Source organism: Spiroplasma endosymbiont of Acasis viretata, from assembly GCF_964031275.1.
Taxonomy (GTDB): domain Bacteria; phylum Bacillota_I; class Bacilli_A; order Mycoplasmatales; family VBWQ01; genus Spiroplasma_E; species Spiroplasma_E ixodetis_A.
The window spans coordinates 1,150,976-1,169,588 of record NZ_OZ035019.1; the positions used below are offsets into that span (position 1 = coordinate 1,150,976).

The following is an 18,613-nucleotide window of genomic DNA, read 5'->3' on the forward strand; positions in this document are numbered from 1 at the left end:
ATATATAAGACTTGGTGCAAAACTAAGGTAATTCAAAATTATATATTCCTGCTATTAAATTAAATCTTAATGCAAATCTTCGTATTTTATTGCGATATTTTAAAGTTAAAATTTTAAAACGTTTTAGTTTAGCAAATACGTGTTCAATTTTAATTCTAATTTTGCTTAAAGTTTTATTGTATTCTTTTTGAATTGGTATTAATTTATTGTATTTACTTTTTTTAAATGGCAAAAATGTATTTTTATGAATATTTTGTATTCCTTGATAACCTGAATCAACAAAAACTTGTTTTTCTGGATGAATAAAAGTTTTAGATTTTAAAAGTAATTTAAAATCATGAATGCTTCCAAAACAAAAAGCGGTTGAAATAATTTTTCCATTTAAAATATCAATAATTATTTGCGATTTAAGAGTATGATGTTTGTTTTTACCCGAAAAAAGTAATTTTAGTTTTTTTTAATTCTTTCAATTGGAGTTTCAGTAGCATCAATAGCTAGTAAAGTATTATTGATTCCTTTATTTTTGATTAAATCTTTTTTGCCAGATAAATTAAAAATTCCACTTTTTATTAAAGTATTTTCAATTCAAAAAATATTACGAATGCAGCTAGTATGACTAATATTATATCTTTTTGCAATAACTCTATAACTACTATACTCTTTTCAGTATTCTAATGTCATTAATAAACGATTTTCTATTGATAATTTATTAGGTTTACCAGCAATTTTTTAATTGCTTCAGCTTTTTTTAAAATTTCAACCATTTTTTGAAATGTTTGTAGTTTTATTCCCACTAAACTATAAAATTCTTGTTCATCTTTGTATTTTTTTAACATAATAATTATCACCTTTGATATTAATAATAACCGTTAAATTATTAAAATTAAAGGTTTTGCACCAAGTCTATAGTTAATAAAAATTAAGTTTTAATTATTTATTTAAAAAATTCAGTAAATGATTTTTTGCTATGACGTTCAAGAAATTTATTAAATTCAATTGTTTTTTCATTTTTAATTTTTTCTAAAAATACATTAACTTCTTTTCCAGTACCTAATGGAATTGTATTAGTGTCAATACCTTTTATTTTTTTAATTTCTTCTAAAAATAAATAACGACTAATAATAGTACTACAAGCGATAGCTAAATACTTACTTTCTGAATTAGTAACAAATTGAACTTTATCTTTAATAATTTTATTACGATTATCTTTCATATTTTCAATGTATTTGTAATATGTATCTTCATTAATATATTGATCAATAACTATAGTATCATATTGAATTCTATGTTGTAACATACGAACTAATGCTTGATTTTCTCCTCAAGTTTTAATAATATTGGGGCTATAACCCGCATCAATTCATTGATTATATTTACGATTGTTAATGATTACTGACTCAAAAATAATTGTTTTCATAATATCTTGTGCTAATTCAATAAATTTACTTTGTGATAAGTCTTTATAATCGCGAATGTTAAGTAAACGTAATTTTTCTAAATTACCTGAACCAATATAAGAACTAATAATAACAAGTGGACCAAAAAAATTATTAATACCAAATTCAGCATTGCCAATGACTGGTGATTGATTTTCATCAAGTTGATTTCAAATACTGCGATATTCTGCAATAATATCTTCTTTAGTACCTTTAAAAATAACTTTTTCTTGATAAATTTCAATTGTTATATTATGATATTGAAATAATTCATAACTACTATTTTTATTATCAACTTTATAGTTTTGGTAGTGTTCTTTAATTAATGATTTTTGTTTTTGATTTAAGTAAAATGTCATTAATATACCACCATCTTTTCAAAATTTATTTGATTTATTGAAATTAATATCACACTTTCTTTCATATTAATTATATAATAAAAACAAGGATTTTAGGGTTTTAACCTTTTATTTTATATAAGGAGTTAACAATGCGTAGTGTAGGTATAGATATTATTGAAGTAAATCGAATAGAAAATATTGAAGAACTTGCTAAAAGAATTTTAAGTAAAAAAGAAATTATACTTTTTAATCAATATTCTTTACAACGTCAACAGGAATTTTTGGCAGGAAGATGAGCATTAAAAGAAGCAATTTTTAAGGCATTACCACAAGAAAAGTTAACATTTAAAAATATTGATATTAGCTATAATCAATATAATCAACCAATAACTATTATTAAGAATTATCAATTACTTTTATCTTTATCACATAATGAAACTAATGCAATTGCAATTGCAATTGTTATTTAATAAAAAGAAAGTAAGGTGTTTTATTAAAATGTATATGATTGATTTAATTTCTAAAAAGAAATTAGGACAAAGTTTAAATAAAGAAGAACTAAAATTTTTAACAGAAGGTATTGCCAATGAAACAATACCAGACTATCAAATTAGTGCTTGAGCAATGGCTGTTTATTTTCAGGGAATGACTAATGATGAATTAGTAGAATATACAAAAGATATTATTAATAGTGGTGAAACCATGGATTTATCACAAATTACTGGTTTTAGTATTGATAAACATTCAACTGGTGGTGTTGGTGATAAAACTAGTTTAGTATTTGCTCCAATAGCTGCTGCCTGTGGATTAAAGGTTGCAAAAATTTCTGGAAGAGGATTGGGTATTACTGGTGGTACTATTGATAAACTGGAAATAATTCCAAATTTTAAATGTGATTTAGCAATATCAGATTTTATTAAAGTTGTTAATAAAGTTGGTATGAGTATTATTAGTCAAACTAGTAATTTAGTGCCTGCTGATAAAAAATTATATGCATTACGTGATGTTTCAGGAACAGTTGATTCATTACCATTAATTGCTGCTAGTGTTATGTCTAAAAAAATAGCAATGGGCGCTGATTTAATTTTACTAGACATTAAATGCGGAAAAGGTGCCTTTGTTCAGGATATAGTAACTGCAAGAGAGTTAGCAAAATTAATGGTACATATTGGTAAAGCTTTTAATAAAAAAATTTATGCTATTATTAGTGATATGAATAAGCCTTTAGGACGAACAATTGGTAATGCACTAGAATTACAAGAAGTTATTTTAAGTTTAAAAAATAAAGGACCAGAAGATTTGAAAATCCTTGTTAGTAATTTAGTAGCTTTAGCCTTATTGGGAGCTAAAAAGGTAAAAACCTTAAAAGAGGGTATTGATAAAGTTAATGCTATGTTTACTAGTGAAAAACCACTACAAATTTTTTATCATTTTGTTAAAAGTCAAGGTGGAGATACTAAATATCTTGATAATATTGATAAATTACCACCAGCTAAATATATTATTAAAGTTAAGGCGCAATTATTGGGCTATTTAGATTTTACTAATAATTATGCTTTAGGTGAATTATCAGTAATATTAGGAGCAGGAAGAACTACGAAAACTGATATCATTGATCCGGTGGCAGGAATTTATTTAAAACAAATTCATGGTCAAAAAGTTGAAAAAAATAGTGTAATTATGGAACTCCATACTAATAAAGATGAACATTTCCATCAACAATTTTTAGATTTGGCAATTTCTACATTTCAGATTACTAATAAAAAATACGATATTAAACCAATAATTTTAGAAATAATAATGTAATTTAGTTTAAAATTGTTTATAATGTTACAGTATTTTAAAAATATTAATTAAATGAAATGATAAGGAGCGTTTTTATGAAATCTTTATTAAAATTACTGGGCACACTTGCTTTAGCAACAACACCAGTTGTAACAGTTATTGCTTGTGGTAGTGAAAATAATCAAATGACTCCAAGGGATATTCTTAATTTTGCTGCCTCTTTTGTTACTGATAGTAGTGTGCAAATTAAGGCTGATCTTAATTTATCAGATGATACCAATATAGGAGAAATGAAAGGTAAAATTTTTAGCAAATTAGATACTTTTGTGCAAACAGCTATTGGTAACTTTTTCTCTAGTAAACTTAAAGAAAGTACCAATGAACATCCAACAAATTGATATCACCCTGATGCACATGTCAAAATTATGGACTATGTTCCAAAAAAAGATAATGATAATGATGAAAAAGAAAAACCTAAGTTTGTTTTACCAACTGGTAGTGAATTAGTCAATGGTTATTTATGAGTAAAAGCGGAAATCTCTTATTTAAATTTACCATCAGTTACTAAAGATATTAAAATTACAATTAATAATGATACAAGTCATACTAGTGATCAAAAAAAAGCTGATGCAATTAAAGATTTTATTGAGAAACTTATTAATGGAGAAATTAAAGATAATGTTTTAAATGTTAATGTTGAAAACTTACCAATTAGTGGAAAAATTGATGCACCTTCAAAAGAAGATATTGCTAGAACTCAGTTATCATATATTAAACAAAATTTAAATGTTGCCATTAAAGATAAAGTTCAATATTCTGGTTTAAGTTTAAGTTTTGAATTTTCAGATGATGATAAATCAACTTTATTTAAAATGGCAGATCCAACGGTGACCAATAATGATGATAAATCAATTGTATTTAATGGTAATGTTGGTAATATTACTATTGATTTCTTAGTTGGTAATGATGCTAAATCTACTTTTAATACTGGTGATATTGAAAGTAAGTCTGCTATTCAGATTAACCAAACTTTTGTTGATGCAAGAACACAAATTTCAAAAATATTTTCTGAATGAACATTTGATGCAGTAAAGGAATTACCAAATGCTTCAGAAAGTTTTTCAGATTATAAGGAAATGAATAATATAAAAGAACAAGTTATAACAAAGGGTTATTTTGCTAATATTAATAAAATTTATAGTATTCTTGTTCCCAAATGAAATGATAGTGTAATAACTATTACTAATCCCGAAAGTGGATTTAATCTTAATCCTAACGAAAAAAATGGTTATTTTAATTTAAACTTTAAATTAGAATATGACCTAAGTAAAGACTTTCCAGATATAAAGACATCTTCAAAATTTGAAATAAATGTTGAAAATATTCATATTACGTTACGTGAAGTTAAATAATAATATTTAAATATATAATAACTTTTAAAACTTATTTTAATCATTAAAAAATTAAAAATAAGTTTTTTTATTTATTAAAGATTAATCAAGTACTATTAAATTAAGTTATAATTAATATTAATAAGTATAAAATGATATTGAGGGAACGAGAATAATGTTACAACCAGTAATTACAATTGAATCTTTTCAAGGACCAATGGATTTGCTTTTGCATTTAATTAAAGAAAAAAATATTGATATTTTAGATTTAAATCTAAATGATGTTACTAACCAATATGTTCATTTTATTAATGAAGAATTAATTAAAAACATTGATTTAGTAAGTGAATATTTACCGATTGCTGCTTATTTATTAGAATTGCAATCAAAACAATTATTACCAAAACAAGAACTAGTGGTAGATAGTGATTATGAAAATGAAGTTAATCGTCAAAAATTAATTGCTCGTTTATTAGAATATAAAAAATTCAAAGAAATAAGTAATTATTTTAAAGAACAGGCTTTATATAGAACCCAATTATTAACAAAAACACCTAGTGATTTAAAAACATATTTAGTTGATGAAATTACACCAATTTTGGTAAAAAATAATATTAATAAATTAACACAAGCAATGTTAAACTTATTTAATAGACTACAAAATGAAAATAAATTACCAGTTAATTTAGCATTAAACTTAATTTCAGCTGAAGATCGAGCTAAAGAAATTAAACAGTTACTGAAGAAAAACCCCAAGCAACACTTTACTTTAGAACAATTATTTTTTACTAAAGCATTAACTTTACATTATTTTATTATTACTTTTATTGCAATTTTAGATCTTGCAAATCATCAAATTTTACATATTATACAAACTAATACTTTTACTGAAATTACAGTAATTTATCGAGGTGAGAAAAATGAATAATAGCAATTGAAAAACAAACGAAAGATTAGCAGTTTTACAAGGTTTATTATTTATTGCTGGCAATGAAGGCCTTGATTTATTAACACTTGCTGAATATTTAGAATTAACAAAAAAACCAAAGACTGTTGAAAATTTAATTGCGTCTTTACAAATGAAATTAAATGATGATGATACCAGTGGTTTAAGTTTAATTAAAGTTGGTAATATTTATAAATTAACAACAAAACCTATTCATTATAATCGCTATCAAGTACTAAAACAACAACCTTTAATACGTTTATCACAAGCAGCTTTAGAAACACTAGCTATTATTGCTTATAATCATCCAGTTACTAAACCACAAATTGAAGATATTCGTGGTGTAAATTGTGATTCTATTATTTTTAAACTAAAAAGTTTAAATTTAATTACTGAGATTGGTCGTAGTGAATTACCAGGAAAACCAATTTTATATGATTTAACTGATGAATTTATGGATCATTTTAATATCGAATCTTTAACTCAATTACCAACTTTGCCTCAATTTAATAATCAAAATGATGAACAAGAAATCTACAACTTTACTAATGAATAATGATTTAGAACGCTTGCAAAAAGCTATTGCTAATTCTGGAGTATGTTCACGACGAAAAGCAGAATTACTAATTATTAATGGGCAAGTAACAGTTAATGGGCAAATTATTACAACGTTAGGTTTTAAAGTTACAAGTAGTGATGTTATTAAAGTTAATAATCAAATTATTAAGCAATCTAATCATATTTATTTAGCATTTTATAAACCACCTAATTATTTAACAACAGTCAGTGATCCTAAAAATCGACCAACGGTAATGAATTATTTTACTAATATTAATAGTAGAATTTACCCAGTCGGTCGTTTAGATTTTGATACTTCAGGTTTGTTGTTAATGACTAATGATGGTGAATTTACTAATGCTATTATTCATCCTCGTTATAAAATAGATAAGGTATATGAAGTATTGGCAAGTGGTATTTTGTCATCAAATGCTATTAAAAAACTACAAGACGGTATTATTTTATCAACTTCATTTACAACTTCTCCTGCTATTGTTAAAATAATTTATAAAAATATAAAAAAAGAAAATACTTTACTACATCTAACCATTCATGAGGGACAAAATCAACAAGTTAAACGTATGATTAAAGCAATAGGAAGTAGAGTAATTACTTTAAAACGTTTACAAGTTGCTAATATTACTTTAAAAGGTTTAACAATGGGTGAATATCGTTATTTGACAGAAGAAGAAGTAACAACATTGATGAAATTGAGTCAAAAGAGTTAAAATAAAAGAATAATTTATTTTTTAAATATAACAACTTTTTATACTTTCTGGGTTTGTCTTTATATCAAAAACCTTATTTATTTCAATAATATTATCAGCAAAAACGTTTGCTGTTTTTATTTCCTCTTGTAATTTTTTATTTGTAATAATATCATTTTTAAAATTTTTCAGTATTTCAATAAGATTATTTAAGTTTTGAAATTTATTGGCTTCTTTAGCAATAGTGTATTTTTGTTTTTCACAGATTTTAATACTGGTATCTATTCAATTTTGTAATTTTTTTATTTTTCATTTTTGATTTGAAGTTATGGTGGTTGGCGGTGGTTGGTGGTTGGCCCTTAATTACTGGACCATTTTTGATATAAAATTCTAAATTTTAATTTGTAAAATTGGTGGTTTTAGAAATTTAGAATGTATTCTTTCATAATTATAAAACATAACATATTGATTTACATCATTTATAGCTTCATTGATGGATAAATATTGATTTGATCCTTTAGGTAGTCATTCTTGAGATAAATGAGAAAATCAGTTTTCAGATAATACATTACCACCAATATCATAAGGTTGTTTTTTGCTTAAAATTATTTGTTTATCCTCTGCTCATTTTGTGATATCGTGACAATAAAATTCGTTGGCGTTATCTGAATGTAAAATAACATTTTTTATTTGATTTCAAGAAAATTGTTTGTTGATTTTTTCAAGAGCAGGAAGAATTAAATCCTGATATGATTTATTAGGAGCAATATTATAACTAACAACATTATTTGAATAAAAATCAATAATTACAAAAAGATATAATCATCCTTCTTTAGTATTTATTTGTTTAGTGTCCATTGATCAAATTTGATTTGAAGAGGTTGTACTTTTATAATCTTTGTTTACTTTATCCATTGTAGGTATTCACTTATTTGGATTTTTTTTGTTTTTAGGATAGTTATTTTTAGTTTGTTTTAATCCTTGAATATTGTGTTCTTTCATAATTTTTCGCATTTGTTTTATTGATAATTCTATATTTAAAATGATATTTTTTTCTTGTTTTAATCACTCTTTAAAAGCTGAAAAAATTCTTAAATATCCATAAATTCTGCCTTTTCTTGTAGAATGAAATTCGATTAAAAGTTGGCATATTTTTTGATATTTATGATTGCATTTAATAATATGATTTTCTTCTTTTTTAATAGGTTTTTGTTTATTTTTTAAAAAGTAATATGTTGATCTGTTTAATTGAAGATATTGACATAGGTTTCTAATTGAATATTGATTTTTACAATCATCAATAATTTTAATTTTTTCTTTGATATTTAATTTGTTAATTACTAATGCTATTTGTTTAATTTTATCCATTAATAAAAATCCTTTCAGGTTAAAATTAGTGTTAATTATATAACACAATTGTTTTTAGAATACATTCAGGTTTTTTAAATTAATGGTCTAGTAAAAAGGGCTAAGTGGCAAGTGGCTAAGTGGCTTCCATAGTTTTAATTGTTGGGGAGATTGTCAAAAATCCGGAATAAATTAAATCTTATATAGTCTTATTATATTTTAGACAAGAAATAATTTGGATTTTTATGAAATTGTACATTCATCTTACTATTTTTTAAAAGATATTTCAACTAAAATACTTAATTTTAAAAATTACTAAAATAAATTTAATATTTATACACAACAAAAATTCTTACTAAAGTGCATTTAATAAGGCCACTTGCCACTTAGCCACTTGCCACTTAGCCCTTTTTACTAGACCATTAATTTAAAAAACCTGAATGTATTCTAAAAACAATTGTGTTATATAATTAACACTAATTTTAACCTGAAAGGATTTTTATTAATGGATAAAATTAAACAAATAGCATTAGTAATTAACAAATTAAATATCAAAGAAAAAATTAAAATTATTGATGATTGTAAAAATCAATATTCAATTAGAAACCTATGTCAATATCTTCAATTAAACAGATCAACATATTACTTTTTAAAAAATAAACAAAAACCTATTAAAAAAGAAGAAAATCATATTATTAAATGCAATCATAAATATCAAAAAATATGCCAACTTTTAATCGAATTTCATTCTACAAGAAAAGGCAGAATTTATGGATATTTAAGAATTTTTTCAGCTTTTAAAGAGTGATTAAAACAAGAAAAAAATATCATTTTAAATATAGAATTATCAATAAAACAAATGCGAAAAATTATGAAAGAACACAATATTCAAGGATTAAAACAAACTAAAAATAACTATCCTAAAAACAAAAAAAATCCAAATAAGTGAATACCTACAATGGATAAAGTAAACAAAGATTATAAAAGTACAACCTCTTCAAATCAAATTTGATCAATGGACACTAAACAAATAAATACTAAAGAAGGATGATTATATCTTTTTGTAATTATTGATTTTTATTCAAATAATGTTGTTAGTTATAATATTGCTCCTAATAAATCATATCAGGATTTAATTCTTCCTGCTCTTGAAAAAATCAACAAACAATTTTCTTGAAATCAAATAAAAAATGTTATTTTACATTCAGATAACGCCAACGAATTTTATTGTCACGATATCACAAAATGAGCAGAGGATAAACAAATAATTTTAAGCAAAAAACAACCTTATGATATTGGTGGTAATGTATTATCTGAAAACTGATTTTCTCATTTATCTCAAGAATGACTACCTAAAGGATCAAATCAATATTTATCCATCAATGAAGCTATAAATGATGTAAATCAATATGTTATGTTTTATAATTATGAAAGAATACATTCTAAATTTCTAAAACCACCAATTTTACAAATTAAAATTTAGAATTTTATATCAAAAATGGTCCAGTAATTAAGGGCCAACCACCAACCACCAATTTTACAAATTAAAATTTAGAATTTTATATCAAAAATGGTCCAGTAATTAAGGGCCAACCACCCTGATTTTGGGTATTTTAGATATATAAGAATAAATATGCCAAAAAAAATAGTGAGAAAGGGATTTTTATGGATGAAAAAAATAAAAGAGAAAAAGAAATAGCAAGAATAAAAGAAAAAATTGCAGCTAATAAATTAAAAAAAGAATCCGAAAAAGCTGAAAAAGAAAGACAACAACAAGAAATCGAAAATAAGAAAAAAAATGAAAATAAAAAAACTTTATAAAAATGAATAATTTTAATATTTTGGTTTTCTTTTTCATTTTGAATTATTATTAACATTACGTTTAAAATCATTTCTATTGTTATGAGATGAAAAATTTAATTTAGTCGGTACTTTAACAATATTTTTAGGTAAATCTCAACCTGTAGTATCTAGTAAAGTAATTTCGTGATTTTGATAATATTGAATTTCTTGAATTTCATTATATTGAACTCTATTACTTACTAAAGTAATAGCAGTGCCTTGTGCTCCAGCACGAGCTGTTCTACCAATACGATGAGTATAGTACTCATATTCGCGTGGAATATCATAATTAAAAACATAATCAATACCATTAATGTCAATTCCTCTAGCAACAATATCAGTAGCAATTAGTACTTTAACCTTACCATTTTTAAATTGTCTCATTGCTTCCATACGTTCTCTTTGACTTTTATCACCGTTAATAACAGCACATTTAATATTATTTTGTTCTAATAATTGTGCGATTTTGTTAGTAAAATCTTTTGTATTTGAAAAAACAATACTTAATTGTGGTTGTAATTTTTGATATAAAGCAACTAATGCAGTTTCTTTTGTTATATTACGACAATCAAAATAATATTGTTTAATATTTGCTTGTTGTAATTTTTGACTTTCATCTTCAACACTAATACTAACTGGATTATTTTGATAATCATCAGCAATTTTTAAAACTGGTTTTGACATTGTCGCTGAAAAAAGAACAGTTTGAATATTTTGAGGTGAATTTTCAAATAAGAAATCAATATCTTTTTTAAATCCCATTTTTAACATTTCATCTGCTTCATCTAAAACTAATGTTTTAATTGAATTTAATCTTAAACTGCCACGATTAATATGATCAGTAATTCTTCCTGGTGTTCCAACAACTATGTTACTAGTTCTTAAATCATATAATTGATTTCTAATATTAACACCACCGCATAATAAAGCAACATTAACACCATTTAAAAAATAAGCATATTTTTTTACTTGTTTAGCAACTTGGATTGCCAATTCTCTAGTTGGACAAACAATAATAGCTTGATTACGATATAATTTTATATCTAAATTATGTAATATTGGTAAGACAAAGGCAGCAGTTTTTCCGGTTCCGGTATGACTTTTTCCAATAATATCTTTTTTTTGTAAAGAAACTGGAATTGTCTTCTTTTGAATTGGTGTTGGGGTAGTATAACCCCATTTAGCAATAGCAGCAGTTAATTCTTGTTTTAAATTTAGTTCTGTAAAACTCATATATTTCTCCTTAAAAATAAATTTTGAATAAATTTAGAAAAAATGATAATTATAACCTGAAAAATAACCTCTAAAAGAGGATTATTTTAAAAAAGGATTAGTTTTATTTATTATTTATATATAATATACTTACTTACATTTTAAAGTATTAATTCATCTAATTTTTCTAAAATTAAAAGTTGTCAAATAATTTCATGATATTATTTATTTCTTTGACATCATTAACAACTTTTTTGATATTTTTTTATCAATCATATCTTAAAAGAAAATTGCGAATTAATCAACAACTTAAATATAATACACTATTTTTAATTAAATGTAAAGATAAATTTATAGAAATGAAAATATAAAAATAATAATTAAAATACTATACAAATTTTTAAATTTATTAAAATTAAAAATTTAAATTATATTAGAAATTTTTTATCATAACAAAAAATTTTGAAAAATAATATAAATTATCAAACATCAGTATCTGCTTTTTTAATAATTCAATTATCAAATAAAATATGATTATTTTTATGATTCTTAATCATTCCAGTTAAAAAATTAGTGTTTGCATAACGAATAGTTAAATAATTATAACCATGCATACCAGCCGCATTTCTTTTAACTTTAAATGTATTATCATCTACTTTTTCCACACTAGTTCTATCACTTAAAGTTGGATTTTTTGCTCCTTTTCAAAGACCATTTAAAGTAACTGAAATATTACCTTTAATAAGATTTTCGGTTGTAGCTTTAGAACTTATTTTTGAACTAATATAGTCACTAATATCACTCATTGTTTTATTATTTTGAACAAAATTATCAAATTCTCCGGGATTCATATATATTGTTAAATTATTATCAGTAGTGATATCAATACGCCCTTTAGCAAATTCACTTTTTGTATAAAATATTTTACCTAATGCTGTTGCTGTTTGCTCTGCTCATTCACCTTGCGTTTGATTAGGGCTAATATTAATAAAATCTAAAGTCATTGGCGTTAATCTTAATCCTGAAATGCTTCAATCACTAATAGTGATTTTTCCAAAAGCATTAATTTTATTTTTACTTTCTTCAGGCACTCCTTGTTTTCCAACAAGTCACTTAGTAATCTCATCTGAAAAAGTTGTTGCTGTTGGTGATAAATAATTTTTCAAAGAATCAATTGCTTCATCAATTGTAGATTTAGTAAGCGCTTCATACATATGATCACCACTAGCATAAACATCATTTTTTTGAAGAACTTCTGATTGAGCATTAATATCAACTTTAGTAATATTAACTTTATTGTTATTAAGTTTTCTAGTAATTAATTCTTTTGCTTTTTGTAATAAACTTCCACTATCAGTAGTGGTGCTTTCTATTTGTATCATAAAATCTTTTAATACTTTTGTTACATTACCAGTTGAAGCTTCAATTAAAGACTTTAAATTAGCGCCAGTATTAGCGTAATTAAAATCAAAAATATTAGATACTTCAATTTCTGTCTTTTTGTTACTTTCATCTTTATAAGATAATTTTAATTTTAAGTCTGCAGCAAGTTTATATCACATTGTTATGTTATACGTTGCTGGATCATAATTTTCAATACCAAAATCAGCTTTTTCCTTAGTTCAATTGAATTGTTTATTTGTCATTTTTGTTCCATTAAAATCAATTTTTAAAATTTCACTAGTAGTTATATTATTAAATAATGGTTTTAAATCAGATGGTTGTAATAAATAATCCTCAATAATAAGATTTGTAATATCTTTTTGAAGCCTAGTTAAAAATATATCCTTTATTTTACTATCAACCAGAGTGTCACTATCTTTAGGTAAACTATTTAAATTATTAGTAATATCTTTTCCAGATTCACCAAATTCATCTTCAAAAGTTAAATTCTTATATTCACTAATTAAATTTGCAAGTCCTAAACTAATTTGCTCTTTAGCTTTTTTTAATAATTCTTGTACATCAGCATTTTCCGATACTTCATCATCAGTATCAGAACTATTACCATTTCCACATGCCACTACATTTACTGCTAATGGTGCTGTTAATCCAAAAATTGCTAATAATTTTAATATTCCCTTCACTCTAGTACCCTCCTAAAATTTCTTTTAATATATTTTATAAAGTTTTAGTATATTTTATAATATTTATAATTAAAATGTTGTGAATATATTAACTTTAATATTTCAGTAAACTAATAAGTTTATAAAAAATCAAGTTTAATTTAATAATTAAAAAATAAGCATTGTAATCATAATTATTAGATTATCTTTTATATCAAAATTTGTTAAATTTTATTACTTATAATTAAAATGTTTAAATAATTTTTCTTTTTCATTAAATTATATTTTATAAACAAAAAAAATAATTGATTATAATTGATAATATGTAAAGGAGAAAAAATAATGGACAGATTACTAGAAACCACAACGAAAACTATAGAAAAAACTAAAACCAAAAAGGCAAGTTGATTTAAGTTATTTAGATTAATTATAATTAAAATTAGTTACAGTTTTATTACGGCATTTTTATTTTTATTTTCAATAGTAATTTCGGTATTGAGCATTAATGTTTTGTTTTTTTTAAATTTATCAATAGAAGATTTTATTATTGATTTACAATATTATATTATGATTTTTTATAGTATATTTTTATTTATTTTTATTTTATTAAATGCTATAAAAATTTTTGGTACTCAATTTGAAGATAGTTCTTTCTTATTATTACTTACTAAACCTTATACAAGAAATGTTATTATTTTAACTCAATACGCTACTTTATTTTTTATGAGTTTAACTTTTATTTTCATAAATATTATTGCTTTATTAATATTTGGCGGGATTTGTGGAATTATTATAAAAGTTTCTTATTTAGCTTTTTACGTATTAACTATCCTAAAGTTTTTTGGCTTTTGCTCTTTATTTGCTGTTTTAGTTACTGTTGGTGTAGTAACAATGTTAGTTTTTACTCCATCACAAACAGTTTTTTTAATTTTTGTTATTTTCTGTAGTCTATTTTTATTAGGTGGTTTGCCTTACTCATTAACCAAAATAAATAGTGACATTATTAAAATTAATTTTGAAAATAATATCCAATATACTGTTAGTGAAATCAAAGAAGCAATTTTATTTAAACAAAATTTAGAAAAAGGATTAATTAAATATCCAAATTTAACAAAAGCTATTTTTGATTTTTATTCTAATCTTAGTGATCAAGAATTAAAGGATATTAAAAAAAATAATGTTATTAATAAGCGTATTGATTTTTATCAAAAATTAGGATTTATTAAAACAAATCCTACTGTTAAAACTCTTAGTGGTAAAACAACCACTTGAAAACCAATTGAATTTCAAAATAAAGATATATTTATGAAAATTACTTTTAATAGTTATTTTAAAAACTTAGATGAATTAAAAAATAATGTTGATAATAATCAAATTACAGAAGACTTAATTAATATAATTAATGATTATGATAAAAAGTATAATATTGATTCATTTATGGATCTGCAAAGTGGTAAAGCACCTTCACTATTAACATACGATACTGATATTAATAATACTTATATACAAATTACAGGTCCAATATTAGAAAAACCCGTTCCACTATCACCCAAGGAAATTAAAAATATTTTTATTGATACATATGCATATAAATTTGATTTTCGTAATGAATTTAATAAAATTTTTTATAATCCTGTTTATTTTTTAGTTAGAACAACCGAAGAATATATTTATAATCAAATTCATACTTATCGTCAGATTACTAATAATTCTGTTACTAATGATAAAAATTATAAAAATTACATTAGTATTGCAAATAGTTATCAATTTATCAATGCAATAAATTTTATTGAACATTGAAATCAAATTTGAACTTATTTTATGGACTACTATGGTGATTTTTGATTTGAACCTTATGCAACATCTAGTATCGATTTTGATACACAAAAAAATACTTTATTTAGTTATCCTGATTTTAAACTAACACTAAATAATAAAAAAATAAAAACTGATAACATTGATTATTTTCAAAATAATCAATCAGTTCTTGAAATATATTGTGGATTTTCTATCTTTTTATTCTTACTTTCTTATTTAATGTATAATCGAAAAATTGTTAGTTAGGAGAAAACTTATTATGGGAACTACAGAAGACATTATGATTAGTGTCAGAAACTATAACAAAAAATTTAAAAAGTTTAATATTAGTAATATAAATTTTACTGTATTTAAAGGAACTATTCATGCTTTGGTTGGTCAATCTGGTAGCGGAAAATCTGTTTTATTAAAGTCTATCATTGGTGCAATGCCTAGTAACAGATACAGTGGTACAATTAAGGTTAATGATTACAAAGCAGGAAGTGCAAAATCAAAATTAAGTTTAGGTTATTCCTTAAATTTAGAAAACTTTCCACAAGGTTTAACAGCTTATAATTTTCTAAAATATTTAGGACAAACAACCACTATTACCGATAGTGCTCTAGAAGTTAATTTACAAAAATTATTAAATAATTTTAATTTATGAGAACATCGTAATAAGGGTTTAAATTCTTTCTCTTCAGGAATGAAAAATAGAATTATGCTAATTCAAGCCTTAGCACATGATCCAGAACTAGTAATTCTTGATGAACCTGGTGCAAACTTAGATTCAGAGTCACGAAAATATTTTACAAATGTATTAAAAAGATTAAAAGCAGAAGGTAAAACTATTTTCTTAACAACTCATATGATTAACGAGGTTAAAGATATTATTGATGATTGTACTATTATTGATTTGGGAAAAATGCTTTATAGTGGACCAATAGCAAAATTTGATGTTGGCAAAATTTTTATTTTGACTACTAACAATTTACCATTAACAGCCACTATATTAACAAAATATCAATATCAATTTAAATATCTTAAAGATTTAAATGAAATCTTAATTCGCTTAGATACACAAGAAAAAATTGATAATCTTAGTTCAATTTTAAATAAATATAAAATTGGTATTCAAAATCTTTATGAAAAAGAAATAGATTTATCACATTTAAAAAATTTTTTATAAAATAAAAAACAAAAAATTAACTATAAAATTTCTAATCTTTTTAATTTCTTATAGTATAATTATTTATAAACTTAATATAAGTTTAATTATTTTAAATAAATACCTTTTCATTTTAATAAGGAGAAAAAATGCAAAAAGTTAATGAATGAATAAATAAACATCAACATGAATTTAAGAAAACACTTGAAGAAAAAAATCAAATAAAAATAAATTGAGAACAAGAATACAAAATAATTAATAATTTAAAAGAAGAAATAAACAACAAATATAAAAAAACTAATTTAATAAAAAATAAGTTACTCTATAGAGTAACTTATTTTTTATTAACTATTACATTTTGCTAATTTTGCTTGATGTTCTAAATTAAAAGTAAATTCACTATTCAATTCTACTTGTAAATTAGGATTTGTTTTTAAACGAATTTTATATTTTTTATAGTAATAAGCAAAGTATCAAGTTATTGCAAAAATCACATTACTTAAAATAAATACTAATTCAATAACCATGGAAATGTTTAGTAATCTGTGTAACTTACAAAAATAACTATGTTTAATTAATTCTAGTAAATATAATTAAATGACTAGAAAGAGTGAGTTACAGATGGCTAAAAAAGATAACTTTAATAATAATGATCCAATATCAAAAGCAGTAGATTTATTACTAGAAAATACTGAAGATTTAACAACAGTTTTTAAACCTGGCGGTTTATATAAAGAATTAACAAAAAGATTAGTTGAAAAAATGTTGAATTCTGAGATGCAAAATTATTTAGGATATGAAAAAAATCAACATACTACTACTGAAAATGCTCGTAATGGTATAAGTTCAAAAAAATTAATAACTCAACAAGGTAAAATTGAGATTGATGTACCACGAGATCGCAATAGTAATTTTACTCCTGTAATAGTTCCTAAAAGGCAAAGAAGATTTGATGGTTTTGATCAACAAGTTCTTTCCTTGTATGCAAAAGGAATGGCATTATCTGACATTAGAATGCAGTTGCAAGAGTTATATCATGGTGCTGATATTAGTGAAAGTGTTATTAGTCAAATTACTGATGATGTTATTGATGATGTTAAAGCATGACAAAATCGACCATTAGAAAGTATTTATCCTATTGTTTATTTTGATTGTATAGTAGTTAAAGTACGACAAGATAAACGGATTATTAACAAATCAGTTTATATAGCATTAGGAGTTGATTTAGAAGGCAAAAAAGATATTTTAGGATTATGAATTAGTGAAAATGAAGGTTCTAAGTTTTGATTATCTAATTTCATAGAAATGAAAAATCGTGGCTTAAATGATATTCTTATTGCTTGTAGTGATAATTTAACAGGCATGTCAGAAGCAATACAATCAGTTTATCCTAAAACAGAACATCAATTATGCATTGTTCATCAAATTAGAAATAGTTTAAAATATGTTTCATACAAACATCGAAAAGGTCTAGTTGCAGATTTAAAACCAATTTATAGTGCATGTAGTGAAGAACAAGCAATGCAAGCTTTAGAATCGTTTGAAAGTAAATGAAATAAACAATATCCTCAAATTACTAAATCTTGATATAAAAATTGAGATAATTTAATGGTTTTTATTAGTTATCCAGTAGAAATCAAAAGAGTGATTTATACTACAAATGCTATTGAATCTGTTAATAGTCAATTACGAAAAGTTATCAGAAATAAAAAAGTTTTTCCTAATGATATGGCAGTTTTCAAAATATTTTACTTGGCAATTGAAAATATAACAAAAAAATGAACATTGCCTATTCAAAATTGAAATACAGCAATTGCTCATTTTATGATAAAATTTGAAGACAGAATTAATCTAAATTAGTAACTTTGTAAAACAAAGATACACAGATTATTAAAAAGCCTCCATTTTTATTATACTTACAATATAAAAAATATTTTTTATAAAATTAATATATTAGACTTGGTGCAAAACCTTTAATTTTAATAATTTAACGGTTATTATTAATATCAAAGGTGAT

Annotated in this window: 16 protein-coding genes and 1 pseudogene; 12 read left to right on the forward strand and 5 right to left on the reverse strand. The window is 23.5% G+C overall.

Going from position 1 to position 18,613, the window contains the following annotated elements; genetic code table 4:
• Positions 1–22 precede the first annotated feature (22 nt).
• A pseudogene (locus AAHM96_RS06380) lies at positions 23–836 on the reverse strand (IS5 family transposase).
• A gap of 98 nt (positions 837–934) precedes the next feature.
• The gene (locus AAHM96_RS06385) at positions 935–1,795 is read right to left on the reverse strand and encodes a hypothetical protein (protein WP_342272994.1); all 861 of its coding nucleotides are present in this window, start codon (positions 1,793–1,795) and stop codon (positions 935–937) included.
• 131 nt (positions 1,796–1,926) lie between these two features.
• Between AAHM96_RS06385 and acpS the strand changes: the two genes are divergently transcribed.
• From acpS to AAHM96_RS06415, 6 genes are all read left to right on the forward strand, one after another.
• On the forward strand, positions 1,927–2,247 hold the full coding sequence (gene acpS, locus AAHM96_RS06390; protein WP_338973757.1) for a holo-ACP synthase: 321 nt from the start codon (positions 1,927–1,929) through the stop codon (positions 2,245–2,247).
• Positions 2,248–2,281: 34 nt separating this feature from the next.
• On the forward strand, positions 2,282–3,583 hold the full coding sequence (locus AAHM96_RS06395; protein ID WP_342272995.1) for a thymidine phosphorylase: 1,302 nt from the start codon (positions 2,282–2,284) through the stop codon (positions 3,581–3,583).
• A gap of 74 nt (positions 3,584–3,657) precedes the next feature.
• Positions 3,658–4,974 carry a hypothetical protein gene (locus tag AAHM96_RS06400; protein ID WP_342272996.1) on the forward strand — a complete coding sequence of 439 codons (1,317 nt, stop codon included), beginning with the start codon at positions 3,658–3,660 and terminating at the stop codon, positions 4,972–4,974.
• A 154-nt stretch (positions 4,975–5,128) separates the two neighbouring features.
• Positions 5,129–5,881 (forward strand): segregation/condensation protein A, encoded by a 753-nt coding sequence (locus AAHM96_RS06405; protein ID WP_342272997.1) that lies wholly within the window; start codon positions 5,129–5,131, stop codon positions 5,879–5,881.
• Positions 5,874–6,455 (forward strand): SMC-Scp complex subunit ScpB, encoded by a 582-nt coding sequence (scpB, locus tag AAHM96_RS06410; RefSeq protein ID WP_286641535.1) that lies wholly within the window; start codon positions 5,874–5,876, stop codon positions 6,453–6,455. Before AAHM96_RS06405 ends, scpB begins: the two co-directional genes overlap by 8 nt.
• Positions 6,448–7,185: a pseudouridine synthase gene (locus AAHM96_RS06415; RefSeq protein ID WP_342272998.1), complete on the forward strand. Its 738-nt coding sequence runs from the start codon at positions 6,448–6,450 to the stop codon at positions 7,183–7,185. The genes scpB and AAHM96_RS06415 overlap by 8 nt, the downstream gene beginning before the upstream one ends.
• 369 nt (positions 7,186–7,554) lie before the next feature.
• On the opposite strand, the gene AAHM96_RS06420 is transcribed toward AAHM96_RS06415, so the two are convergent.
• Positions 7,555–8,532, reverse strand: coding sequence for an IS3 family transposase (locus AAHM96_RS06420; RefSeq protein ID WP_342272762.1), 978 nt, complete (start codon positions 8,530–8,532; stop codon positions 7,555–7,557).
• 484 nt (positions 8,533–9,016) lie between these two features.
• Here AAHM96_RS06420 and AAHM96_RS06425 point away from each other — a divergent pair, with 484 nt between their 5' ends.
• Positions 9,017–9,994 (forward strand): IS3 family transposase, encoded by a 978-nt coding sequence (locus AAHM96_RS06425; protein WP_342272762.1) that lies wholly within the window; start codon positions 9,017–9,019, stop codon positions 9,992–9,994.
• Positions 9,995–10,176: 182 nt separating this feature from the next.
• Positions 10,177–10,332: a hypothetical protein gene (locus AAHM96_RS06430; protein WP_174479916.1), complete on the forward strand. Its 156-nt coding sequence runs from the start codon at positions 10,177–10,179 to the stop codon at positions 10,330–10,332.
• 12 nt (positions 10,333–10,344) lie between these two features.
• Here AAHM96_RS06430 and AAHM96_RS06435 read toward each other — a convergent pair whose 3' ends face one another.
• Both AAHM96_RS06435 and AAHM96_RS06440 read right to left on the reverse strand, forming a co-directional pair.
• Positions 10,345–11,586 carry a DEAD/DEAH box helicase gene (locus tag AAHM96_RS06435; RefSeq protein ID WP_342272999.1) on the reverse strand — a complete coding sequence of 414 codons (1,242 nt, stop codon included), beginning with the start codon at positions 11,584–11,586 and terminating at the stop codon, positions 10,345–10,347.
• Positions 11,587–12,044: 458 nt separating this feature from the next.
• A complete protein-coding gene (locus AAHM96_RS06440; protein WP_342273000.1) occupies positions 12,045–13,652 on the reverse strand; it encodes a hypothetical protein in 1,608 nt (535 codons plus the stop codon).
• 489 nt (positions 13,653–14,141) lie between these two features.
• Here AAHM96_RS06440 and AAHM96_RS06445 point away from each other — a divergent pair, with 489 nt between their 5' ends.
• The 4 genes from AAHM96_RS06445 (at position 14,142) to AAHM96_RS06460 (ending at position 18,456) form a co-directional block, all read left to right on the forward strand.
• A complete protein-coding gene (locus AAHM96_RS06445) occupies positions 14,142–15,695 on the forward strand; it encodes a hypothetical protein (protein WP_342273001.1) in 1,554 nt (517 codons plus the stop codon).
• 13 nt (positions 15,696–15,708) lie between these two features.
• Entirely contained in the window at positions 15,709–16,617 is a 909-nt protein-coding gene (locus AAHM96_RS06450) for an ATP-binding cassette domain-containing protein (RefSeq protein ID WP_281748461.1), read from the forward strand.
• A 128-nt stretch (positions 16,618–16,745) separates the two neighbouring features.
• Positions 16,746–16,961: a hypothetical protein gene (locus tag AAHM96_RS06455; RefSeq protein WP_342273002.1), complete on the forward strand. Its 216-nt coding sequence runs from the start codon at positions 16,746–16,748 to the stop codon at positions 16,959–16,961.
• A 256-nt stretch (positions 16,962–17,217) separates the two neighbouring features.
• Positions 17,218–18,456, forward strand: coding sequence for an IS256 family transposase (locus AAHM96_RS06460; RefSeq protein ID WP_342273738.1), 1,239 nt, complete (start codon positions 17,218–17,220; stop codon positions 18,454–18,456).
• Positions 18,457–18,613: the final 157 nt, after the last annotated feature.